The sequence below is a fragment of the Magnetofaba australis IT-1 genome, from assembly GCF_002109495.1.
GTDB lineage: Bacteria > Pseudomonadota > Magnetococcia > Magnetococcales > Magnetococcaceae > Magnetofaba > Magnetofaba australis.
Genome location: NZ_LVJN01000014.1, coordinates 87,847 through 112,130 on the forward strand (window position 1 = coordinate 87,847; position 24,284 = coordinate 112,130).

At 58.5% G+C, this 24,284-nt stretch carries 18 protein-coding genes and 1 pseudogene; 4 read left to right on the forward strand and 15 right to left on the reverse strand.

The genetic code is table 11. The annotated features are described in order from the left end of the window. Positions 1-44: 44 nt before the first annotated feature. The 3 genes from MAIT1_RS01960 to MAIT1_RS01970 form a co-directional block, all read right to left on the reverse strand. On the reverse strand, positions 45-4,079 hold the full coding sequence (locus MAIT1_RS01960) for a type I polyketide synthase (protein WP_158089256.1): 4,035 nt from the start codon (positions 4,077-4,079) through the stop codon (positions 45-47). Between the two features lie 7 nt (positions 4,080-4,086). After that, entirely contained in the window at positions 4,087-5,538 is a 1,452-nt protein-coding gene (locus MAIT1_RS01965; RefSeq protein ID WP_158089257.1) for a PfaD family polyunsaturated fatty acid/polyketide biosynthesis protein, read from the reverse strand. 692 nt (positions 5,539-6,230) lie between these two features. After that, complete coding sequence (locus MAIT1_RS01970) at positions 6,231-6,575, reverse strand: sulfur globule family protein (RefSeq protein WP_085440339.1); 345 nt, start codon at positions 6,573-6,575, stop codon at positions 6,231-6,233. Between the two features lie 582 nt (positions 6,576-7,157). Here MAIT1_RS01970 and istA point away from each other — a divergent pair. After that, positions 7,158-8,657 (forward strand): IS21 family transposase, encoded by a 1,500-nt coding sequence (istA, locus tag MAIT1_RS01975; RefSeq protein WP_143814603.1) that lies wholly within the window; start codon positions 7,158-7,160, stop codon positions 8,655-8,657. Next, positions 8,654-9,454 carry an IS21-like element helper ATPase IstB gene (gene istB / locus MAIT1_RS01980; RefSeq protein ID WP_085440234.1) on the forward strand — a complete coding sequence of 267 codons (801 nt, stop codon included), beginning with the start codon at positions 8,654-8,656 and terminating at the stop codon, positions 9,452-9,454. The genes istA and istB overlap by 4 nt, the downstream gene beginning before the upstream one ends. A 351-nt stretch (positions 9,455-9,805) precedes the next feature. Here the strand turns inward: istB and MAIT1_RS22410 are convergent, their stop codons facing one another. Beyond that, the gene (locus MAIT1_RS22410) at positions 9,806-9,937 is read right to left on the reverse strand and encodes a hypothetical protein (RefSeq protein WP_275531620.1); all 132 of its coding nucleotides are present in this window, start codon (positions 9,935-9,937) and stop codon (positions 9,806-9,808) included. 130 nt (positions 9,938-10,067) lie between these two features. Between MAIT1_RS22410 and MAIT1_RS01985 the strand changes: the two are divergent. After that, positions 10,068-10,999 (forward strand): annotated as a pseudogene (locus MAIT1_RS01985) (IS3 family transposase). On the opposite strand, the gene MAIT1_RS22555 reads toward MAIT1_RS01985, so the two are convergent. Together MAIT1_RS22555 and MAIT1_RS01995 are read right to left on the reverse strand one after the other, a co-directional pair. Continuing rightward, positions 10,983-11,240: an IS1/IS1595 family N-terminal zinc-binding domain-containing protein gene (locus tag MAIT1_RS22555; protein ID WP_085440340.1), complete on the reverse strand. Its 258-nt coding sequence runs from the start codon at positions 11,238-11,240 to the stop codon at positions 10,983-10,985. The pseudogene MAIT1_RS01985 and the gene MAIT1_RS22555 sit on opposite strands and share 17 nt — an antisense overlap. A gap of 300 nt (positions 11,241-11,540) precedes the next feature. After that, on the reverse strand, positions 11,541-12,497 hold the full coding sequence (locus MAIT1_RS01995; protein ID WP_085440341.1) for an Rpn family recombination-promoting nuclease/putative transposase: 957 nt from the start codon (positions 12,495-12,497) through the stop codon (positions 11,541-11,543). Between the two features lie 42 nt (positions 12,498-12,539). Between MAIT1_RS01995 and MAIT1_RS02000 the strand changes: the two genes are divergently transcribed. Beyond that, positions 12,540-13,568: an integrase core domain-containing protein gene (locus tag MAIT1_RS02000; protein WP_085440342.1), complete on the forward strand. Its 1,029-nt coding sequence runs from the start codon at positions 12,540-12,542 to the stop codon at positions 13,566-13,568. Positions 13,569-13,835: 267 nt separating this feature from the next. Here the strand turns inward: MAIT1_RS02000 and MAIT1_RS02005 are convergent, their stop codons facing one another. From MAIT1_RS02005 to MAIT1_RS02045, 9 genes are all read right to left on the reverse strand, one after another. Beyond that, positions 13,836-16,265 (reverse strand): ATPase, T2SS/T4P/T4SS family, encoded by a 2,430-nt coding sequence (locus tag MAIT1_RS02005; RefSeq protein WP_085440343.1) that lies wholly within the window; start codon positions 16,263-16,265, stop codon positions 13,836-13,838. 30 nt (positions 16,266-16,295) lie between these two features. After that, positions 16,296-17,897, reverse strand: coding sequence for a secretin N-terminal domain-containing protein (locus MAIT1_RS02010; protein ID WP_158089258.1), 1,602 nt, complete (start codon positions 17,895-17,897; stop codon positions 16,296-16,298). Between the two features lie 36 nt (positions 17,898-17,933). Further along, complete coding sequence (locus MAIT1_RS02015) at positions 17,934-18,935, reverse strand: Do family serine endopeptidase (RefSeq protein ID WP_143814604.1); 1,002 nt, start codon at positions 18,933-18,935, stop codon at positions 17,934-17,936. A 29-nt stretch (positions 18,936-18,964) separates the two neighbouring features. Beyond that, complete coding sequence (gene pilO / locus MAIT1_RS02020) at positions 18,965-20,509, reverse strand: type 4a pilus biogenesis protein PilO (RefSeq protein WP_085440346.1); 1,545 nt, start codon at positions 20,507-20,509, stop codon at positions 18,965-18,967. A 10-nt stretch (positions 20,510-20,519) separates the two neighbouring features. Then, entirely contained in the window at positions 20,520-21,746 is a 1,227-nt protein-coding gene (locus MAIT1_RS02025; RefSeq protein ID WP_158089259.1) for a PilN domain-containing protein, read from the reverse strand. Beyond that, positions 21,743-22,618: a helix-hairpin-helix domain-containing protein gene (locus MAIT1_RS02030; RefSeq protein ID WP_338038431.1), complete on the reverse strand. Its 876-nt coding sequence runs from the start codon at positions 22,616-22,618 to the stop codon at positions 21,743-21,745. The genes MAIT1_RS02025 and MAIT1_RS02030 overlap by 4 nt, the downstream gene beginning before the upstream one ends. A gap of 173 nt (positions 22,619-22,791) precedes the next feature. Next, entirely contained in the window at positions 22,792-23,373 is a 582-nt protein-coding gene (locus MAIT1_RS02035) for a PulJ/GspJ family protein (protein ID WP_158089260.1), read from the reverse strand. Continuing rightward, positions 23,351-23,800, reverse strand: a complete 450-nt coding sequence (gene gspG, locus MAIT1_RS02040) for a type II secretion system major pseudopilin GspG (protein WP_085440350.1) — start codon at positions 23,798-23,800, stop codon at positions 23,351-23,353. The genes MAIT1_RS02035 and gspG overlap by 23 nt, the downstream gene beginning before the upstream one ends. After that, positions 23,797-24,282 (reverse strand): PDZ domain-containing protein, encoded by a 486-nt coding sequence (locus MAIT1_RS02045; RefSeq protein ID WP_085440351.1) that lies wholly within the window; start codon positions 24,280-24,282, stop codon positions 23,797-23,799. Before MAIT1_RS02045 ends, gspG begins: the two co-directional genes overlap by 4 nt. Between the last annotated feature and the right edge of the window lie 2 nt (positions 24,283-24,284).

The window sequence follows — 24,284 nt, forward strand, 5'->3', positions numbered from 1 at the left end:
GCGTATCAAGCTGCTGGCGCTGGCCTCCCCCCGCACAGAGTCCGCTATGCGGAGGGGCGCAACTTTGGGGCGCTGACGTCTCCCGCAGCGGACTGCCCCAAGACTTGCTCGAGGAATGCGACGATCTTGCCCAGCGAGCCCAGTTGCGCCAACTGCGCGGGCTCCAGTTCGGGCATCTGCGGGATGCGCTCCTGCAGCGCCACCATAATCTCCACCTGCTTGATGGAGTCCACCCCCAAGCCCGACTCCAGCTCCATATCCGCCTGCAGCATCTCCGGCGGATAGCCGGTCTTCTCCGCCACCACCGCATACAGCGTTTGGGTGACGTCCACAGCAGGCCCGGCGGCGGCGGGCGCAGCGGCAACCGGAGTGGAGGCGGCTTCAGCCACAGGCGCGCTCTGGCTGGCCAGGTGATTGAGAATATCCCCCAGGGTGCGCCAATCGGCGATCTGCGCGGGCTCCACCTCCTCCAACTGCGGCATGCGCTCCTGCAGCGCCGAGAAGATCTCCACCCGTTTGATGGAGTCGATGCCCAACCCCGCTTCGATCTCCATCTCCGCCTGCAGCATCTCCTCCGGGTAGCCGGTCTTCTCCGCCACCACCGCATAGAGCAGGGTTTGCGGATCCTGCGCCGGGCTGGCGGCTGGCGCGGGCGGCGGCGCGACCGGTGTTTGAACAACCGGAGCGGGCGGCGGCGCAACGGAAGCCGCCGCAATTGGCGCCGCAGCAACGGGCGCGGGCGCGCTCATGGCTGGCGGCGCCATGCTCTGGGCGCTGGGAGCCGCAGCCATGGATGGCGGCGCCATGGGTGCGGGAGCCGCCATCGGCATGGGAGCAGGCGCAGGCATGGGCGGCATCGGAGCCAACGGTTGCAGCGGCGGCAGGGGCGCGCCGCCCGCGTCCTGTCCCAACGCCGTCAACGCCCGCTCCATGGTCTGGAGAAAGGCGTGATGGCTGGCGCTCATGGTCTGCTGAAAATGGATCTGCGCCTCCACCGTGTGGCGCTGGAACCGTTCAAACGCGCTCAACCACTGGGCGTCGGGCGCGGCTGGCGCGGCGCTGCTCGGCTGTTCCGGCGTAACCGGGGGCATGGGGGGCGTTTGCGCGTTGGGACGGGCCATAGGAGAAGACTCTATTGGTTGCGTAGGTTGAAGCGTCGGTTGGGAAGGCTGAGGCGCTGTGTTTTGAGCAATCGACGGCGCCGGTTCGGGATTGGGCGCAGGCAGACCCGCCGCCCCTTCCGACGGCGGATAGGGTTTGCCCACATTGGCCCCGCTGATCAGGATGCTGTGGGCGGCGGCGGGCTCGGCGGGCTCCGGCGGCGCTTCGCGCCACAACAGGTCGTAGTCCAGGCTCACGCCCAAGCTGGCCAGTTTGGCCATTCCGCGCAAAAACGCCTGCACGCCCTGACCCGGCTTGCCATCCAGCGCCACCGCCGCGTGGGGTTGATCGGCCAAGCACTGCCCCACCAGCCCGGTCAGCACGGCGCTGGGGCCCACCTCCACAAACAGCCGCACGCCAACGGCGTACAACGCCTCCACGCTCTGCCGGAAACGCACCGGCTGCGCCAACTGTCGCGCCAGTTGTTCGCGGATGATTTGCGCATCCCCGGCATAGGGCTCGGCGGTTTCATTGGCGATGACAGGCAACTGCGGCGCGGCGAACTCGATACCGTTCAGATCCTCCAGGAAACCAACGGCCCCGTCTGCCACCAGAGGGGAATGGAACGCGCTGGCTACGCTCAACGCCTTGCAGCGGACTCCCGCCTGCGTGAGCTGCGCCTCCACCTCGGTAAGCGCGGAATGGGGACCAGCCAACACCACCTGCTGCGGGGCGTTGTCATTGGCGATCACCACCGCGTCGGGCCACGGGGTGAGCGCGGCCTCCACCTGCTCGCGTCCGGCCAGGGCGGCGATCATGCCGCCGTCGGTTCCTTCAGAAGCCTGCTCCATGCGCGCGGCGCGCTGGCTGGCTATGGTCAGCGCCGCTTCACGGGAGAAGGCCCCCGCAACATGCAACGCCATCACTTCGCCAAAGCTATGGCCCAGCGCCGAATCCGGTTTCACCCCCATCGCGTCCAGCAGCGCCAGTTGCGCCAGGCTCACCGCGCCAATGCCCGGCTGGGCGTGGGCCATGCGAGTGATGGCGCGGACCTGCGCTTGCTCGCTCTCGGCGTCAAACGCCGGAATGGGGAACAGCGCATCCATCAGCCCGCTCTGGCGCAACGGCGGCAGGGCGGCGGCGGCGTCGAACGTTTCTCGCGCCATATCGAAGTGCAGGGCCAGATCCGCGCCCATATTGGGGTATTGCGCGCCCTGGCCGGGGAACAGGAAGGCGATTTTGTCAGTAAACGGCGCGCCCACGCCGTAGTGCAAACCGGGGCGATCCAGCGGCTGATCGGGGTGGCTGGTCAGATAGGCGGAGATCTCATCCAGCAACCGCGCCAGCTCGGCGCCGCTCTCGGCCACCAGCGCCAGACGGTGAGGGTCCGTGGCGTTGAACGCCTCTTGAGTGGCGCGCGCCATCTGCGCCAAAGGCTCCTGTTCACAACGTCCACGCAAGGCTCCGACCGCCGTTTTCAGCGCGGCGCTGGAATCCGCGCTGAGGAGAATCAATTCGGCGGGCAGCGCGCGCAGTTTGTCCGGCCGTCGCCCAGCGCCGACATACTCCTCCAGCACCACATGGAAGTTGCTGCCGCCAAAACCAAACGAACTCACAGAGGCGCGGCGCGGATGGTCGGGGTTGGCGATCCACGGACGCGCCCGGGTGTTCAGGTAGAACGGCGTCTGTTCGATCTCCATTTTGGGGTTGGGCTGCGCCGCCTTGATGGTGGGCGGCAGCACCCGATGGTGCAGCGCCATGGCCGCTTTGAACAGACCTGCGGCCCCGGCGGCGGCCTTGGTGTGGCCAATCTGAGATTTCACCGAACCCAGCGCGCAATATTGCCGTTTGCCTTCCGCCGCCGGTTCAAACGCCTGCCGCAAGCCGTTGAACTCAGCCAGATCCCCCACCCGGGTGGCGGTGCCGTGGGCCTCCACCAATCCCACAGTGGCGGGACTCACAGCGGCGGAGGCAAACGCGCGTTCAATAGCCAACGCCTGACCGCTGGAGCGCGGCGCATAAACGCTGGTGGCGCGACCATCGGAGGAGGCCCCCAAACCGCGGATCACCGCATAGATGGGGTCGCCATCGCGCTCGGCGTCCTCCAGGCGGCGCAGGGCGAACATCCCCGCCCCCTCACCCAAAATGGTGCCGTCGGCCTGCGCCGAAAAGGGTCGGCAGTCGCCCGTGGCGGAGAGCGCCGGCGTCTTGCTGAAGCAGACATACATGAACACATCGTTCATGGCGTCCACGCCGCCGCTGATCACCAGATCAGTATCGCCCACCTGTAGCGAATGAATAGCGCCCTGCAGCGCTGATAGCGAACTGGCGCAGGCTGCGTCGGAGACGAAATTAGGCCCGCCCAGATCAAAGCGATTGGCGATGCGTCCGGCCACCACATTGCCCAGCAGGCCAGGGAACGACGCCTCCTGCCACGGCACATAGCACTGGGCGATCTGCTCACAGGCGGCCTGCACCTGGCTTTCGGGAATGCCCGCTTCGCGCATCCCCTTCACCCACATGGGCTTCTGCAACCGACTGGCCAGACTCGACACCAGTTCGGTGGCCGAGGTCACCCCCAGCATCACGCCGATGCGTTGACTATCAATATGGGGAAAGCGCGCTTCTCCGGCCTGTTTGAGCAGCTCCCGCGCGCCGATGAGCGCCAGCAACTGCACGGAATCCGTCGCTGGCAGAGCGTTGGGCGGCAGACCAAACTCCAGCGCATCGAAGGGCATGGGCTTGAGAAAGCCGCCGCGGGCGCAGTAGGTCTTATCCGGGGCTTTGGGGTCGGCGTCCAGGTAGTCATGGGCCAGCCAGTGGGAAGCGGGAACCTCCTGCATGGCGTCTACGCCCTTGACGATATCGCGCCAGAAGCCGGCGGTCCCTCCCTCCCCGGGAAAGCGGGCGCTCACCCCCACAATGGCCAAGGGAAGAAACGGGCGGCGCGCGCCGCTGTTGGAGTTCTCCTGCATCATCCTGCCTTTACACCTGCAATATGCGCGGACGGTAGTTGAACGCGGCATCGGGAACCTGCACGCCCATGCTGCGCAGTTGCTGCGCGCGACTAATCACCGCCGCGCCCTCCAACAGATTCCAGGCGATTTGACTCACCGTACGATTTTCCAGCGGCTCCAGAACCGACCCCGAGACCCAACGATTGAACGTCCCCATCACCGGCCCGCACCAGATCTGATAGTCCGCCTGGCGGTCGGCGATCCCCTCGATGGCCCAACGGCTGGACATGGAGAGATACCACCGAAAAACCAGCGCCATGCGCACTTTGGGACTCTCCTCGCCGCTCTTGGCAATCTGCGGATTGCGGGTGAGAAAATAGTCCCGGGTTTGTCCCCAGATCTCCTCCAGCGGAGCGCGAAACAGGTTCTTCTCCAAACTCTCGCGCTCGGCGGCGGGGATGGCGTCGAGCCCCTCGTAGCGTTGATAGAGGCTATAGAGTTGCCGCGCCCGCTGCGGGAACAGCGCGCCGCGCTTGAGCACCTGCACCTGCCCCCCCATCTCAAACATATCCGATGCCGGAGCCATGGCCATATCCGCCACATCGGCTTTGGCCAGCATCGCTCGACCCGCTTCGGAGAGCCCTGACTCCACCGCGCTCTGATTGATGGAGCCGGTCATCACATACGCTGCGCCCAGGGCGAACGCCGCCGCCACCGCGCCCGGCGAGCCAATGCCCCCCGCCGCCCCCAGATGAATCGGTGCGGCATAGCCATGCTCGACCGCCAGCGCATCGCGCAAAGCGGCCACCGCTGGAAACAGACTAGTCAGGGTGCGGTTGTCGGTGTGTCCGCCGGAGTCAGCCTCCACCGTAATAGACTCGGCCACCGGCAGTTGCGCGGCGCAGTCGCACTCCTCGGCGGTCAGCTGTCCCGCCTGTTGCAACGCGCGCAACATCGCTTCGGGCGGCGGCGACATGAACTGCTTGGCGACTTCAGGCCGGGAAATTTTAGGAAAGAGATAGCGCGCCCGCCGCACCGCGCCGGAAGCATCGCGCTGCATCCCTTTGGCGGCGAAGCGCACCACATCGGGCGTGAGCTGCATGAAGGCCGAGGCCGACAGCCGCATCACATTGTAGCGTAAGAACAGATCGACAAACTGCTCCTCCATCTGCGGCTCTTGCGGGGAGTGGATCAGATTACAGCCCCAGGCGTGGGGGTGATCGTCCAACGCAGACTGGATCTGCAGAATCGACTGTTCGACGACCGCCAACGATTGCCCGGCGCTGCCATAAAACGCCAGACAGCCCGCCCGCACCGCCTCCACCACCATACGCACTGTGGTCAACCCGCGCGCCATCTCGCCCACCACATAAGGGAATCGCGCGCCATGCTTGGCCGTAAAAATGCGATCGCCCAACCATTCGGGATAAAGAGGCGGCAGCGCCGCCACAACAGGAGCGCTGTTGGGCTCGGAAGTCACGGCGCCAGCGGGAAATAACTGTCCGCCCTGGAGCGGCGTCAACGAGGGGTTAGCGCCCCCCCCGCCAGCAACAATGGCGCGCGAATCTGATCCAGCGCAGCCAATACGGTTTCTGGCGACTGACAGAGGACGCCATGCTCCCCTGGCGACCACACCCCTAACTGAGTCTCAAACATCCATTCGCCTTTGCGCGTGATCGGATCTCGAAAGTCGCTTGCTGCGCCCAAGGGCTCCCCTTTAGCGCTCAGCGCCGCATCGTCGTCTTCTATAACAAAGCGACAAGCGCATTGAATTTGCGAAGAAACATGACGCCATTGTGAGGGACCAACTGAGGTGGGCTCGTCAATGAATTTGCAGTGTAGCGCATCCCCGCCACGCATAGAAGTGATTGAGAAGAAAACAGATAGGAACCAAACAGATGGCGGCTCCTCAGTAGCACTCCCTGGTGGTGTAAACAGCAACGGAGCGAGATCGTCATAGGGGTGCGTCAGATATCAAATCAGAGGTCTGTCCTGCGGAGAAATCTCTCAAGAGGGAGAGTGAAGTGGACACAGAGTCGTTGTCAAACACACAACGCAGATAGCGTAGGCTGCCTCCACTGCGACATAGCGTGTAGAGGGCACAAAAAAAAAGTGCTGCACAGATCACTGTGCAGCACTCGAACATTCAAACATTTCTTAAGAGTGGCGCTCTTATTTGGTCGCGGGCGCAGGAGCTTGAGGAGCCGCGAAAGGAGCCACCGGGGCGCCGTACGGAGCGTAACCGTAAGGGGCGTAACCGTAGCCATTGTAGCCATTATAGCCATTGTAGCCACTGAAGGCGCTGTCGGCGTTGCCGCTGAAGTTGAAGCCAAAGTTGCCGCTGGCGTTACCGTTGCCCACGCCATTGCCCCAACCGTTGCCCAGACCATTGCCCCAGCCCGGACCACCCCAACCCGGGCCCCAGCCCCAGGCGTTGGCGTCGCTGGCGACCAAAGAGGTGGCGGAAACGGCGGCGAAAGCAGCCAGAGCCAAGAAAGCGGATTTTTTGCTACGCATGATCGTTCTCCATCGTCGAGTTTAGTATTGAAAAGCCCCCCTGCACTATGCCCTTCACAACCACCCCAGGCAGAGCAGGTCAGCGTCGTTGTGTTGAGAAACATCATGGCAGAGTGGGATTCAGAATAACAGTATATTCTTATAAACAATTGTAAGCAGAGAGTTACGGAACTTTGAGGGACGTGTGGATCTTGATACAGATTTGCAACATAGCCCCCGGCAACGCGACACTCCTGTCATAATCAAGAGTCGAGCAGAGCTGAATCCAGAATCACTAATTCGCCTCGCTAACAGAATCGAGCCAGCTTTGATGCATGAAGAGATAGTCGTCCAATTGCTTGGCGATGATGGCTTGGGCGGCAACGCTGGGGTGTGGATCGTCCGGCGCAATCCAGGCCTGTTCCGGTCGCTGTCCAAACTGCTTTTGGAGAATAGGCGTCGGGTCTGAGAATGGCGCCGTAAAAATGCATCACTGAAACAGCTTGGATCGTCCAAAAATGGCGGTCCAAAAATCCCACACCAGAAAAAGCTCTCTAACTCAGAAAACTCAGTCATAGAGTTTCCGGGTCAGGGGGTGGGAGGATGTATTCAGTGAGCATGTACAGAGAAGTGCGTTTGGCGGTAACCAGAGGCGGGATGAGCAAGCGCAAGGCGGCGGAGACTTTTGAGCTGGATCCGCGCACGGTGCGCAAAATGATGGAGAACCCTGAGCCGCCAGGCTACCAGCGGAGCAAGCCGGTCAGATTGCCCAAACTGGGGCCGTTCACCGGGTTCATAGATCAGATTCTCAAGAACGATCTGGAGAAGATCAAGAAGGAGCGCCACACCGCGCAGCGGATATATGAACGGCTGCGCGATGAATACGGCTACGACGGGAAATATGGCGCGGTCAAGGAGTATGTGCGCGGCAAGCGTCTGCATCTGAAAGAGAAGTTTGTTCCCCTCAGCCATGCGCCCGGACACGCCCAGGTGGACTTTGGGCAAACGCACGGCGTGATCGGCGGCGTGGAGCGCAAGATCCACTTTTTCTGTATGAGTCTGCCCTACAGCGACGACAGCTTCGTTATGGGCTTCCCCGCGGAAACCACGGAAGCGTTTTGTGCGGGGCATAACGCCGCCTGTGATCACTTCGGCGGCGTTCCCCAAAGCATTCTGTACGACAACACCAGCATCGCCGTGGTCAAAGTTTACCGGGATGGTCGCCGAGATCTGACCGAAGAGATGATCCGGCTGCAATCCCATTACCTGTTCGATAGCCGCTTTGGCCGCCCGGCGCGAGGTAACGACAAAGGCAAGGTCGAGGGGCTGGTCGGCTACGCCCGACGCAACTTCATGGTCCCGGCTCCCCGCTTTGAATCGTTTGATGCGCTCAACGCTCACCTGCGCCAGAAATGCCTGGAGCGTCGTCAACAGACATTGCGAGGCTGTCAGCGGAGTATCGGAGAACGATTTTCCACAGACCAGGCGGCGTTCCTGCCGCTGCCGCCAATTCCCTACGACGCTTGCGAGAAGGTGAGCGCCAAGGTCACATCCCAGGCGCTGGTGCGCTATCGAACCAATGACTATTCGGTTCCGGTGCGTTATGGCTTTCACGATGTGCAGGTGCGGGGCTACATCCACGAAGTGGTGATCGCCTGTGGCGCTGAGGTGATTGCCCGGCATCCACGCTCCTATGCGCGTGAGGACGCCATCTATGACCCCTTGCACTATCTGGCGCTGCTGGAGGAGAAACCCAGGGCGCTGGATCAAGCCGCCCCGTTGCAAGGATGGGAACTGCCAGATGAGTTCGCCACCTTGCGCCGTCTGATGGAGTCCCGCCTGGGTAAAAAGGGCAAGCGGGAATATATTCAGGTTCTGCGCCTATTGGAGACGTTCTCCTTTGAACAGGTCCATTTTGCCGTGCAACAGGCGTTGAAGTTGGGCGCCATTGGCTTTGAGGCGGTCAAACATCTGCTGATCCGGCACATTGAACAACGTCCGCTCCGTTTGGATCTGTCCCGATATCCCTTTTTGCCCGAAGTGCATGTGGCGCGTACATCCGCCAGGGATTACGCCGCGTTGACGTCAGGAGAGCAACCATGAACGACTCTCCGCAGATCCTCCTGGCGCACCACCTCAAAGCGCTCAAACTGCCCACATTTTATCGAGAATATGAAAAGATCGCCAAACAGTGCGCGGCGGAAGGCGTTGATCATAGCCGATACCTGCTGCGACTGAGCGAACTGGAGTTGATTGAGCGGGAGCGGCGCATGGTGGAGCGACGTATCAAACAAGCCCGGTTTCCCACCATCAAGAGCCTGGACTCCTTTGATTTCCTGGCCATGCCCTCATTGAACAAGGTTCTGGTGATGGAGCTGGCGCGTTGCGAATACATTCAGCGCCGAGCCAATATCATCGCCTTGGGCAACAGCGGAACCGGGAAAACCCATATTGCGTTGGGATTGGGCCTGGCCGCCTGTCAGCAGGGGTTGGCGGTTGGCTTCACCACTGCCGCGTCGCTGGTACACCAGTTGATGGAGGCGCGCGACGAAAAGCAGCTGCAGCGTTTCCAGAGTCAGTTGAGTAAACACAAGCTGTTGATCATCGACGAATTGGGCTTCGTCCCACTCTCCAAAACGGGGGCTGAGCTGCTCTTTGAGGTGATCAGCCAGCGCTATGAGCAGGGTTCAGTGATGGTGACCAGCAACCTGCCGTTCGAGGAGTGGACGGAGGTCTTCGGCTCCGAGCGCCTCACCGGCGCCCTGCTGGATCGGTTGACCCATCATGTCCACATCCTGGAGATGAACGGCGAAAGCTATCGACTGAATCAAAGCAAACGGCAAAAGCGCGCTGCAGAAACAAAAGCTTCCTGCTCAAATAGCAAAACCGACCCTTCCTGAAACTGGCGATCCTGCCCACTTGCGGCTCCGGGAGAGGCGGACGCTCCGCTATCCCTGTGGAAAACGAAAACACGTTTCCCACAGGTCTGCCGCCTCTCCCTCATTCTGAATCTCAAGTGTGTTGAAAAGATGTTTTTGTTCGTTTTTTTAAAGACAAAGGAAAACGGCAAACCCCGTTGTGCGCTACGCGCCCAACCAATGCCCAAGTGATGCATTATTGCGGCGCCATGGTGCTGCATTTTTCGGGCGCCATTGACACGGGTCCGCTAAGGGGATCCCCTGTTGGCGAAACATCGCATGGATAATGGCGTAGGTGGGAGGGTAAGGGCCTTCAACAGAGAGATCGTGCATCTACGGAATCAGCAGCCCCACCAGTGGAATACGACGCTGCGCGCAGAAACTCCGAATGTGCGCGATGGCCTGTTGCGCCAGATGAAAGCTTTGGCTCTGCGGTTGGTACAAATCCGCGTAGTAGTCGCTCAAGAAGACGTTTCTCCACTTCATTCCCAACGTGCGCAAGCGCACGGACGCCATTGCAGCGAGAGAGGTGGCACCAATTTGTCGGACAGGTGGTTAAGGTTGAGTTTCGCCCATTGAGCAGCAGGAGAATGATATGGCGAAACGCAAACAGCATTCTGAGGAATTCAAAGCGCGTGTGGCGCTGGACGCCATCCGTGGAGAATTGACCTTATGGAGATGGCGACCAAATACGGCATTCACCCAACTCTGGTCACGAAATTGTGAGCATTGTCAGACCGTGCGAGTTGGTGGGGATCAGTCGTTCCTCGTTCTACTATGAGGCCAAAGGCGAAAGCCTGCTGAACCTGGAGCTGATGCAGCTGATCGACAAGCAGTTTCTGGAGACGCCGTTTATGGCTCCCGCCAGATGGCGCGATACCTGCGCAATCATGAAGGATATTATGTCAGTCGTAAGCGTGTCAGGCATTTGATGGCCAAAATCGGATTGGTCCCGATCTATCAGAAACCCAGGACCACTCAACCGCATCCGGCGCATCCGATTTATCCCTACCTGTTGCGGGATCTACCCATCAACCGACTCAACCAGGTCTGGTGTGCAGACATCACCTACATTCCCATGCGTCGAGGGTATTTGTATCTGGTGGCCATCATGGATTGGCTCAGTCGGCGCGTACTCTCCTGGCGGCTCTCCAACACCATGGAGGCGGAGTTCTGTGTGGCGGCGCTGAAAAAGGCGTTGGCCAAGTTTGGCGCTCCAGAGATCTTCAATACCGACCAGGGCAGCCAGTTCACCAGCCAAGCCTTCACGGATGTGTTGAAAGACGCTGGCGCACGGATCTCCATGGATTGCAAAGGCCGTTGGCTGGACAATGTTTTCATCGAACGCTTATGGCGTTCCCTGAAATACGAGTGCGTCTACCTGAACGCCTTTGAAACCGGCTCACAGGCTCGACAGGGCATTGGCGAATGAGTCTCTTTCTACAACAATAACCTGCCTCATTCCGCCTTGGCGGGGGGACGCCAGATGAGGTCTATCAGGGGCAGGCCTTCAACAAAGCAGCGTAACTGGCGGACTCAACTTTATCGAGGCCTCTGATCTGTCCAAATAATGGGGCCACTTCTCCATATCCAGAATCTTCTCACCCATGCCCTCTTCATTCCCCTTGTAAGCATAGGTGAGTTGGAAGTACCGGCGCTTGCACTCCGGGTTATCGCACCGAAACCTTAGCGTGCCGTTTGGGCGCTTGCCGTATTTGACGGTGTTTTCGCTGCCACAACTGGGGCAGGTGACGGGTATCATAGCCATGAAATCTCTCCACGCTCCGTGTGGATGAACAGGTCTATAAAACTGTAGCTGATATATACAGACTCAACCAGGGTGCGAGACGACCCTTTCGTGAATTAGCAGAAACGCTCGGAAAATTCGCTATAATAAAATACGGAAAACGCAAAAAGCCCCAAATCCTAGGGGACTTGGGGCTTCTTGTTTACTTTGGTTGACCGAGTGCTACCAACCTCGAACCATTCTCCATTTCACCCGCAACCAGTTTGAGTTTGCAAACCGTTGATATCGGTAGGCGAGTAAGCCGGAACGAAAACTCACTTCTCATTTAAAAACAGCATCTAACGATTCCGCATCAAATATAGTGTCCATCCAGTCCTCGATTTCGGGCAAGCTAGCTGCCGTGATCTTTGTCTCCACCCAGTCGGGCAGAGAGCCGAAACGGCGCTTCAAAAGCCGGGTCAACATGGCTGCGGCTTCCTCCTGACGCCCTTCCTGACGCCCTTCCTGACGCCCTTCCTGACGCCCTTTGGACATCATCTCCTCGGCGAACACCGAAGCGTAGTGCTCCGCTTCGCCAGGAAACGCCTTTTCCGCGTATGTCTGAACATCAGCCATCGTCAGCCCCTTGTGCGTCTGAATCAGATATCTCAACACCAGCTTTGCAAACTCTGGATCACCCTGAACCCCCTCCCCGATCTCGGGAATGATCAGGATGCCGTCACCTTTTTGAAACGCATACTTCATCGCCATCAAGGCGGCGCGTAAACGCCTATCCTGCGATAACTCCTCGTCCTGAATCCGGCCCAGGTCGGCCACCGCAAAGCTGAAATCCAGCAGATGCGGCAACAGCGATTCATCCGCTTCGATCAACGCCGAGAACTTCGGCGAAACACTCCACGTGCGCGCCCCGTGGTAGACGACCAGCGGAACAATGGGTGGCAGCTTCCCTGCCCTGTCTTTCTTCACCTGCTCCCAGATACGAACCAGATAGCGCAACAGTTGAAACGCAATCCATTCGTCAGGGTAGCTCTTGTGCTCAATGAGCGTGTAGATGAACGCCGCTTTCCCCGACAGCGTCTTCACCTTGAACAGCCGGTCCGTTAAATGCTCTCGGAACTCACCATCAATGAAACTGCCATCCACCAACTCTGGCGGCTCCGGGGATAGCAGATCCGTCACCTCTTTTGGCAGTCGCTCGCGCAGCAGAGTTCCCGCTTGCTCCGGAATGCTCAGCAGCGCCTTCAGAAACCGATCGTGGGGTTGCGCAATGTCCGTCATGCACGCTCTGCTCTGATGTTAATGCTCCAAAGGATATTTACCATGCTAACCACCCTATCGGAACTCATCCGGTTCATCACGGGGTTCTTCAAATGCAGAACGGCACTCCAATTGGAGGTTCTGGCGCTGCGCCATCAACTCAATGTCCTTCAGCGCAAGAGCCCAAAGCGGCCAACGCTCAAAGTGTGGGATCGTCTGTTCTGGGTCTGGCTGATGAGGCTATGGCCTGCCTGGCGAAACGCCCTCGTGATCGTTAAGCCCTCCGCCGTCGTGAAGTGGCACAGGAAGGGCTTCAGACTATACTGGCGATGGAAGTCCCGGAAAAAGCGTCCTGGTCGTCCGCCTGTTCCAAAGGAGCTACGCGACTTGATCAGGCAAATGTCACGAGAGAACCCACTTTGGGGCACACCGCGCATACACGGCGAGTTGCTCATGCTTGGCTATGATGTGGGGCAAACAACGGTGGGTAAGTACATGGTCAGGCCAGAGAAGCCTCCATCCCAAACTTGGAGGACCTTCCTGGAGAACCACTCCAATCAGATCGTCGCCATGGATTTCTTCACCGTGCCGACCATTTTCTTCAAGGTGCTGCACGTCCTGATTCTCATCGACCATGAGCGGCGGCGTATCATTCACTTCAACGTCACCACCAACCCGACATCCGCCTGGGTCATTCAGCAGATCCGTGAAGCCTTCCCCTGGGATACAACTCCTCGATTTCTACTTCATGACCGTGATCAGCTCTTCATGGCTAGTCAATTTGCTTTCAAGCGTATGGGGATCGAGACAGTGATTACTGCTCCTGGAAGTCCTTGGCAAAATGCCATCGCTGAGCGAGTGATCGGTACACTTCGCAGGGATTGCTTCGACCATGTCATCGTGTTCAACGAAGCGCACCTGCGTCAGAAGCTTGGTGAGTACGTGGCCTACTATCACGGATCACGCACCCACTTGGGCTTGAGCAAGGACTGCCCAGTTCATCGCGATATTCAGCCCAAAGAGGCGGGGAGCGTCGTCGCATTTCCCGTGCTTGGCGGTCTGCATCACCGCTACGAACGAGTCGCCGCCTAACGTCGTCAGCCATCCTGTTCCTGAATGTCAAAGAGCGCTTCAAGCTGGGAGCGTTCCAATTACCCATGGGGCAAATCGGCTTTCTACCATCCCCACACCAGACCCAGCTTGGTCCACATGGCCGATTGTCGGGGAATCCGACTGTTCAGTCCAGAGAAATCAGCCCTGCTGGAACCATTGGCAGAACCGATTTGTGGCTGGATGGAATAAACGAGAGGCACAGGTCCCCCTCTGACTATTCGTGGACGCCGAATTCTGGACAAGCGCCTAATTCACAACCCGGCGCACCTCCTCCAGCGTGGTGAATCCGGCGGCGGCCTTCTCCTCACCATCCTGCCGCAATGTCACCATCCCCATTTCCTGGGCTTTCAGGGACAAGACCCGGGCGTCTGCACGCTCATTGACCAACGCGCGCAGCGGATCGCTCATCAGCATCAACTCATAAATGCCCAGTCGTCCTTTATAGCCGGATTGGCCACACGCCTTGCACCCAACAGCCCGCCAGACGCCACTGTCATCCTGCTCACGACACGCTGGGCACAAGCGTCGCACCAGTCTTTGCGCCAACACCGCTTTCACGGCAGAGGCGACGAGATAGGGCTCGATGCCCATCTCAATCAGGCGCGTCATACTGGCCGGCGCGTCGTTGGTGTGCAGCGTGGAGAAGACCAAATGCCCCGTCAAAGCGGATTCGATGGCGATGTTGGCGGTCTCCTCATCGCGGATCTCCCCCACCATGATAATATCTGGATCAAGTCGCAAAATACTGCGCAGCGCGGTGGCAAAGGTCAAATTCACTTTGGGGTTCACCTGAATCTGCTTGATGCCAGCCAATTGATACTCAACTGGATCTTCTGTAGTGATAACCTTCACCTCCGGGGATTTGACATGATTCAAGGTGGCGTACAATGACGTCGTTTTACCCGATCCGGTCGGCCCTGTGACCAGAATGACGCCGTTGGTATTGCCGATCGCCTCTCGCCACAGGGTCAAGGTCTGTTCACTAAAACCAATCTGCTCCAAGTCAATCTGAACATTGGACTTGTCCAGAATCCGCATCACCACCCCTTCGCCAAACACCGTCGGCACGGTGGCGACGCGAATGTCGAAACTCTTACCCTCCAGTCGCAATGAGATGGCCCCATCCTGCGGCGAACGTCTTTCGGCGATGTCCAGATTGGCCATGATCTTGATTCGGCTGACGATGGCCCCCTGGAGTTTGCGTGGAAACGTCGAAACTGGGTGCAGAATGCCATCGGTGCGGAAACGCACCTCCAGATGCTCTTCATAGGGTTCGATATGGATGTCCGAGCTTTTATTGGCGATGGAATCGACAAAGAAGTTATTCACCAGCTTGATGATCGGCGCCGCCTGCGCCTGATCGACAAGATCCTCAATCGTGTCCAACTCATCGTAATTGCCGATATCGCCTAGATCTGACAGGGAGCCAGACAGGCCAGTATCAGCCCCGTACCGGCTCTCAATCAATTTATTCAGGAATTCGGGCTCGGTTAAACGCAAAGCAACCCGTTGCCCGAGCAATGAGGTCAATTCGGTCAATACGCCGCCGAGAAATGGCGTAACCGATAATGCCTCCACCCGATCGCCAACCCGATAGATTGGCAGGACTTGATGCGCCTGCGCATAATGGTGCGGCACATGGCGCAGCAACTCGGGGTCCATCAGAACATTGCTCGACGGAGCCAGGTAGTCCATTTCCAACACCTGCGCCACTTCCGCCAACGCCTCAACAATCGGTTTGCGCTCCTGCTTGATCAATTCCCAGTAACGTTGCAGATCTTCCGCGTGTGAGAAGGCGCTGACGATATTGCGTTGCCCTTTGGATGTATGGCTGTCGAAAGCCATCGCCTGATGCACCACCAAGCGCTCATCCACCTGCTTTTTCAAGCTGGCGTCAATAACCTCCAGATAGCTTCCGCTCAGCAAACGCCAAACCACTGTGGGCTGACTGGCGCGAGCGCCCGCATTACGTGGCAGCCCATCCACCAGGGACATCTCGCCCACCACATCGCCGACGGACAATGACACAACGTGAAGATTGCCAGTGCTCTCCTTGATGATCTCCAGAGCGCCTTGATAGATCACAAAGGCGGATCCTCCAGCGTCATTTTCGTGAAAAAGATACTCGCCAGACTCCAGGGCCACCGTCTCCATGGTGGCGGCCAGTCGCTCCAGATCCAGCAACACCAACTCCTGGAGCAATTTGACATTGCTCAGGAATTTGATTTTATCCAGATATCGCCTTTGGAACTGCAACTGCTCAGCCAGCTGCGGCAAACGCGCGGCGAGTTCCGCGCTATGTTGTGGCGATAGGCGAAATATTGAAAGCTTCTCGGTCGCCTGAATGGAGAACGCCGCGTGCGCCTCAAACATCCCCTCTTCGCAGAAATAACCCCCCTCGCCAAACACCTGCATGACAAACGGATTGCGCGGATGCTCATCATTGACGGCGCGCGCGCGCCCTTGAGCAACCCAGGACAAGCCGGGAGACGCTTCTCCCTGACGGCATAAATAGTCTCCGGCATCCACCGTGAGAACCGTTAACCGTTCAACCAGCCAGTCGACCCACTCATCTGTTAACAGCGCAGAAAACGCCGCTCCCCCACCGCCAAACAGAGCCTTGATCTGGGATGGCGCAGGACGCAGACCTGTTGAGAGCGCTTCATCGCTTTGCATCAGGCTCCCCTCCCGGGCATGCACGCGGGTTCATAACTCAAACTCCCCTGGTTCGGCATGAACCGCGCCCGCCTTAACCGCCTCAGGGTGTTTGCGCGACTCTCGATCCGAGGCGGCGTTCACATCTGCTTCCGTACGAATCACGGTCGGCGTAATCAGCAGCAACAACTCCCGCTTGGCGCCCACATCGCTTTGGGCGCCCAATGCTTTACCCAGTATCGGAATGTCTTTGAGAAAGGGCGCGCCGATGGAGCCGCGACTGAAATCGTCTCGGATCAATCCACTGATGATCAGGGTCTGGGCGTCTTTCACAACGACGGTGGTCTTCACCTCGCGTTGCGAGGTGCTGAAAGAACGACCAGCGTCGATTTCCTGCAGTACGGAACTCAGCTTCATATTCAAATTCAATGTCACATCATGATTGTCGGCGATGGTGGGACGAATGGTCAGATCCAAGCCCACTTTTTGCCGCTCATAGGTCTCAATGGGATTATTGTTGGCGTCGAGACGAAACTCCTTAAGCATGGGAATCTCCTCGCCCACCGACAAAGAGGCTTCCTGATTGTTGGAAGTCACCAAGTGTGGGCTGGAGAGGACGCGCGCGCGGGTATCGCTCTCCAGCATGTTGAGGATGACCGAATAGGCCCCGGCTTGAACGATCGAAGCATTAATGCCTGTCGAAGCGGTGGTGGAATTGCCGCCGGACTCCACCAGTGACAAGGTCGTATTGAAATCGTCCCCTTTGATCAAAGCCGCCCAGTTCAATCCCATGCGCGAGCTCTCATCGAGGGTCACCTCCACGATGCGCGCCTCCAAGAGAACTTGCAGCGTGCGCACATCCAGCGCATTGAGGGTCTTTTCCGCTTGCGTCTGCAATGCGGGAACCGCAGAGATGATCACCGTATTGGTGCGCTCATCGAATAGAACCTTAGGCGCTTTCTGATTTTGCTGAACATTCGAATCAGCCAGCAATTTTTCCAGCGTCGGCGCCACCTCCTTGACCGTCAGATAGTGCAAACGATAGTTCTGCGTCACGGGTTCATCGCCCGGCTTGTCGATGCGATAGATCAGACTCTTAAGCTTTTTGACATTGGCGGCGCTATCTGTAATCACAAGGAAATTAGCGGACTCATCGGCGGTGACGCTCCCTTCAGATGAGATCAAACGTCGAAAACTGTCCACCATAGCCCGGGCTTTGACATGCCGAGGCTGGATCACTTCCGTCACCAGACGGTCGCCCGCCTCTTTGGGACTGAACGCCGCCACTGAGCTTTTCATAGCAACTTGTTTTTTAATAACTTTATAGAAACCATCCACCTCGACCACAGCGTAGCCGCGCATATCCAAAATAGAAAACAGCAGTTTGATAGCGTTGGCGCGGGAAACCGGTTCGGGCGATAGTACGGTCACGCGGCCTTTGATATTCTCTTCTGGGACGAACGTCTTACCTATCAGCTTGGCGTAATACTCCAACACCGCCATCAACTCTGTATCACGAAAATTGATGAGGATTTTTTCTTCCTTGGAGATTTGCCGTCCTGACTTGTCGTTGGCCATCGCGACGGATATCGACAATCCGCTGCAACAGAGGGTAGCCGTCAGCGCAACCGCCAGGGCTGCGTTCTTTTTCAATCGTATTCTCATTGGCTCTTCTCTCAATTGGTCCGACTACTCTGCGCCGCCAACAAGGGGCGTGGTCAACGTCATCTGCTCCCCATTGCGCAGGACGGACACGACCAGTTGATCCTGCTTACTCGCGCGCACCTGCCGCGTCGTACGCCACAGACTCACAACCGGCTCTCCTCCGACCTTCACAATCAGATCGCCACTTTGAAACGGACTCTGCGCACGCTTGACCGACGTCACTTCAATGGCTTGGCCAGCAAGGCCCTGTTCACGCGCCTGCTGTCTGCTCAGCAAACGCCCAGCTATCCCGAGGCTTTTCGCAGACTGCTGGGAACGCTTGTAGCTGCGGACCCTCTCCTCCAAACTAAGCGTTTGCCTCGGGTTCTCTTGCGCCATGGCGGAGTTGGGCAAAGCAACATCGCGCTTTGCCTGCAACGGGCTTACCCCCGCTTCGCTCCGCCCGGCAATCCACCCCCAATCTGATGCCATACGTTTGGCCATTTCCGCAGTTTCCAAACTGCCTCGCACCTTGGGCAGGCGCAACGTCTCCCTCTGCTCACCCAATGCGACGATGACTCGGTCGGGAAGCACCTGCTCAACTTGGGCGTTGCGCAACGACTGCCCGGGAGTGACCACCAATGTTACGCCGCCTTGGCGGGAGTCTGAGATCAAAGCGTAGGAGATGCGCTCTCCCGGCATCGAGCCCAGCAAAGCAAGCCCCTGTATGTCGGGTTTAGGTGGCGGCGGGGGCGGCGGTGCGGATTTGGTCTCAGTTTTGGTTGGCGCGACGACAACGGGCCGCAGGGTAATGTCTCGCAGTTGATGGCGATCAAACTCGAATGGCGAGGTACGCTGGGCGGAGATCAATGCCGCAAATTGCGGCGCGCCATAGAAGGCGTCTGTGATCTCCCGTTGCGCGGCTGGAATCACATCGATCTTTTCAGTTGTCACAGGCTCCACGCCGAAGAGGAGCGCGATGCCGCCAGCAAGGGTCAGCACTGTCGCCGCCAAACACGCGCGCATCAGCGATTGAGCCTGTTTCATGCTTAGTGAGGACGCCTTTGCCCGCTTCATCATCGCGCAACCCTCGCGCGTTTGGGATCCAGAGCCTCGCTCAACCACTCGAACAGGAAGGGATCCGTCTGGCGCAAATCGGGAAATTGCAAACGGCTCTCCTGGAAATAGCGTTCTCGAACCGCCAGTGGCTCCGCCATGCCACTGCTGCTCCAACGCGCGCGTAGCGACGCGACATCATAAAAGTGAACGCCATTGAGGTCTTGTTGAGCGACATCGGCATCAAACCGCCATCCGGTCAACAATCGCGAGAGTAGTGCGGGGTCCGCCAATCTCTCGCCGCTTTCCACAATAGCCGATAGAAGCGCCATCAGTGGCTTGCGCTGTGATTCCAGCCGCTCCTGGGGAACAGCCAAAACATAAAGCGTATCCAGCCGCCTGTCGTCTGGCGGCGGGATCAAGCGCGCGCCGCCATTTGCCGTCGCCTGCCTGAGGAAGCGCCCCTCGGTCACGCCTGCATCTAACAAATTGTTCGACACCGCGCGCGTGACGTCTTGCGGGCTGACTTCCACCATCCGCACCGCGTCCAAAGACAATCCAGCTTGTTGGAGCGCAACGAACAGATGGAACCGGCCAACACCGCCCTTCTCTACGCCGATGGCGCGTCCTTGTAATTGAGATACACTTTGGATCCCAGACTCCCAACTGGCGACCACCCCCCTCTGAGCGGCGCCATGAGAGAGCACGGTCAGTGCTTTTAGCTCCATTCCGCGACTGATCGCGTTGAGAAAGCGGGTCAACGACATCACGACGCCATCCACATTGGCGCCCAGGAGCATACTTTCGGCTGAGATGGCGTCCTCTATGAATTCCAGCTTGATTCGATTGCCTTGCTCTGCGTTAAGCCGCTCCGCGGCAAGCAGAAGTGGGGCGTGCCAAGGACGTTTTGGCAACAAAATGCGCAGAGTTTCCGCCCTTCGACCCAAATCTGGGAGCGCGCTTGCAAACGCCTCTTCGTCTGCGTGTTTGAGCACATTGGAGAATTTGACGCGCGCCTGAAACCTGTCCAGCCCTTTACGCGCGCCTTTCAGATCCGCCTTTACATCCAGATCGGTTACGATCAATAGGCGCCCAGACGCTTCCAGATAATAGAGAAAACGTTGGAAGTCATCGTAGTTTGTCGCATTGACCCGCAGTTCAAACGGGAGATCGACATAGCCGCTCTGCGTACTGGAAGCCAACGGCCGGATCTCTTTGACCAACACCCCGGAGAGGCGCGCATAGCGCATCAATTCCGGGATGGTGCGTACGGTCTCCAACTCCGTACTGGAAGGCTGCAATGCCGGGAAACGCAATGCGAACTGCGCCATCTCCTGACGATAGGCGTTCAATTTTGCTTCCCGGCGCGGCAGCATGCGCACATTGCGCGCATACTCCCGACGTTTCTTCTCAAGCTTTTCCTGTTTGGCGGCGACGGCTTCAAAACGCTGCAGCAAAGGCTCCACCACATTGACGTAGCCGCCAATGACGACAAGAAACGCAACGCAAAGATGCAGCGCGCGACGGTCGCTGGGTTTCAGATTTTTGTATGCCTGAACAATCATCTGCGCCCCATTATAATTCCGACGCTTCTTCCGGCATCGTCAACAGTGGCGCAATGAGCCGCATCTCGATGCGAAATTTGACCTGCGCCTGATCCTGATTCTCCCCTTTTTGCAACAGGGGCGTCCGCACATCCTCAAACAGATCCGCATTGCTTAAACGCCACAGCAGGTGACCCACCTCCAGTTCGCTGTCCGCCACGCCTTCCAGCGCAATCAAACCACTGCGTTCAATGGCGATGCGCTCCAGAGCCACAGCGCCAGGCATGGTGTCGCCGATAGCGCCCAACGCGCGCAGCGCGCTGATTCTCTCCGTAGTCAGCGTCTTGATCTCATCCAACTGTTGAGTGAGTTCGCCAATGCGAGAGGCGACTTGGTTGGAACGGTTGGCGCGCATTTTCAGCGTCGAGACTTGACGCTCGAGCGCCTGAACCTGCTCCTCCAAAGTCAGCAAATTGGCAAAACCAAGAAATAGCAGAGCCGCGGCAAAACCCGCGACAGCGGCCCCCAAACGCAATTTGGCGCCCGCATCCGTCGGCAGATTGTCCAACTCCTTCAAAAACGCCGTGAAGGTGACGCCTGCGCAAAGCGTTTGGCTGGGATCAAATGCGTTGAAGTCATACTCTTCGACTGTCGCCCGGGGCCAAAGCGCAGCAAACGTCTGCGCCATTAATGTTGGGTCCGAACAGCCGGAAACAAAAACCCGCGCTGGCGGCTCCGGCGCCGCTTGATTGATCCACTGAAGCGCCAATGTGCGTTGCCGTTCAGCATTAAAAATACACCAGTCAATCAATATATTGTCTCGCCACACATAGGCGGAAAGACGCTGAGCGGCGTGCCGTAACACCAAGCGCACACCTTGGCCGGGAGGGGTGCGCAACTCCGGCATCCAAACCCGTGTCACCTGCGCGCCATCAATCCTCTGATCGGCAAGTGACGTTTGCATGGCATCGCGTGGCAACGCAGCCAGGCACACATGGTTTTCATCAATTCGCCAATGGTCAATCGCGTAGGCGTCCACACCCTGCGGAAGCGTCTCTTCTGCCGTTAAAGCCAAGAACTCCGACAACCCCTTTGGCTCTACGCCCTGGCAATCCAAACGTCGTAACAAGAGTTGCCCTTCGCCACCGAGCAACGCGACCTGGGGTGTGCGCGACCACCGCTTCGTCGGCAGTTGCTGTTGCCGCCAACTGCTTTTGTCTACTGCGCCGCTGCGCGATTGTTGCAACGGAGCGCTCATTTCCAGGATTCCCGCCATACCGGAAACAACAAACGGCGCGCATCCAGACTCACGGTCGCGCGGATTTTCTGCTCCGCCTTGCGCTGTGGATCCTGCGCCACGCCATAGATGCTGAAGGTATCGGATTTCACCGCCACGTACGGCGCCATGCTGCGCCACTTTTTGGCGCGTTGAATCATCTGCGGCGAAGATTTGCCTGCACCCTCCTGTAAGAACGCCTTCGGCAGGAAAAATTTCACCACGGCTTCCATATTTCGGAATGCGACGCCCTGTCCGTTGGCGCCGCGACGTTTGAGAATTTCTGCGACCTGTTTTTGGTCAAAACCGAGCATGGTCAACACCTGTTTTGGCGCAGTATTCAGATTAACGCGACCAGAGGAGACGCAAGTTAACAACGCGCTCAGCGGCGGTGCGTCAACCTGGGCGGCGCGAACATCGCGTCCACCCCACTCACTCAGTTGGGCAAACGCCTGTAGGGATTGAATTGGTCCCGTCACGAGCATTGACTGCGGCGGACCACCCTGCTTGTGGTTTTTTTGCATATTAAGCCAAGCTTGCGCCTGTTCCGCCCCCGGCAGTTGGTTACGAAAACGGATGATCGCCTCCGCCAACACGGTTGAGAGCCCGGGGGCGCGCGCCAACTGTTCCGCCGTTGCGACATTGATATTCAAGCGGGCGCTCTCATCAACTACCCCAAAGACCGGTTCCTCTTTTTGCTGTTGCGGCGTGACTTGCTCAAACTCCGGAATTTGCGCGGAGAAGAGCGTCTCTCCCAGGAGCTGCTCGGCAAAAAAATCGGCGTCGTTTCGCCACGTGTCTCCCAAAGCATGAACTGGCCGCGCCGACTCCTGAAGAATCCGCGCCGCGATCAAATGGATTCCGCCTCGCGCCGCCCAGCGCAGGCGAGAGTCCGTCAAAGCCAGGGTCTGCGCGCGCGCCTCCAGACGCACGTTATACGCGAGGGTCGCCGCCACGCCGCCCAGGATCACCATGACCCACAGCGCCATGAGCAGCACAAACCCAGAGGAGTATTGCTCAGCGCGCCTCACCGCTTCCTCAGCACTTCGACAGGGGGCGGGGAATCGACCTCAACGCCTATGATCACGCGACGTTGTCCACCCTGTACTGCGTTTACTTCCAGCGCCAGCGGAGCCCCTTGCGCGTCATCTCCAGACAGGTTATCACTCCACCCTGCTGGGGTCAGATAGCGAAAGCTCACTGGCTGCTGCGCGCTGTATACCACAACACCGGATGAGGGCTCCGCCGAATCATTACGCACGTTGCGCCATACATCCACGCTATCAGAACTCTGTTTGTTGACGTATGCGACAGAGTAGATGACCCCATCCGTGGAGGCGATATCGCCGCTCCACCCCTGTGGGCTGCCAAGAAATGGGCCCGGCGCCGCTGTCAGATTACTCAGATCACGGCGCAACTGTGTGATCAGATACCGCCAATATTGATCGGCCTCCAGTCGCTGCTGGACCCGCCTGCTTGTTTCAGCGCCCATGCTCCAGGCGCCATAAATGGCCGAAGAGACCAAACCGGCCAAACTCAACGCAATCATCAACTCAATGAGGGTGAAGCCCGCCAGCTTGCGCCGCTCAGTTGGTGATGTCGGCATCATCCCCCTCTCCCCCTTCGGAGCCATCCTTGCCGTAACAGACGATGTCGTACCATTGCGGATTGATTTTTCCTGGAGAGACGAACTGGTAGGCATTGCCCCAGGGGTCCATGGGGACTTCCCGCGCTTTCATATAGGGACCACGCCAATTACGCGCTGGCGGTTTGCCGCTGGGTTGTTGCAACAACGCTTTGAGCCCCTGCTCTGAACTGGGGTAGTAGCCGTTGTCCAGTTGGTAGTTATCCAACGCCATGGCAAGATTCTCGATCTGCGCCTGGGCCGCAGCAATCTTGCCCTGTTCGGTTTTTCCAAAAAAGCGCGGCCCCACAACGGACGCCAAAACGCCAATAATCACAATCACCACCAGCAATTCAATCAGGCTGAAGCCCTTGTCAGCTTCATTAAACCTCCTGCGCACAGCACGGCTCATGGTCTTTCCTCATTCTCATTGAGTTCGCTGGTTTCGGACGCCTCTTTCGGTTCAAATGGCCCCAACAACACGGTGACCTCCCTGAGTGTCCCAGCCTGCACGACCGACAGCCGCACAGAAGGCTCTGCATGGACCTCCATCATCTGCGCATAGGCGCTGCCCATGCCGCTGATGCGCCGACCATTGATGGCGACCAGCGTATCTCCAACCGTCAACCCCACCCTGGCGGCGGGAGAGTTGGGGGTAATTCGCGTGATCCGTAGCACAGGCTCCGCAGAGATCGTCATATCTTCCGGAAGAGTCGCCCGGTCGGCCACCGTCACCATAACGCCTAATTTAGCACGATCCTGATGAACGGAATTCCAAGCATTCGACGCCAACAAATTGTCCAACTGCATTGACTGAGCGCAACCAGCCAAGAAAGACAATAGAAGAACGGAGAACACAACGCGTCCGAATATTCGCCTGATTTTTACCTGCATCG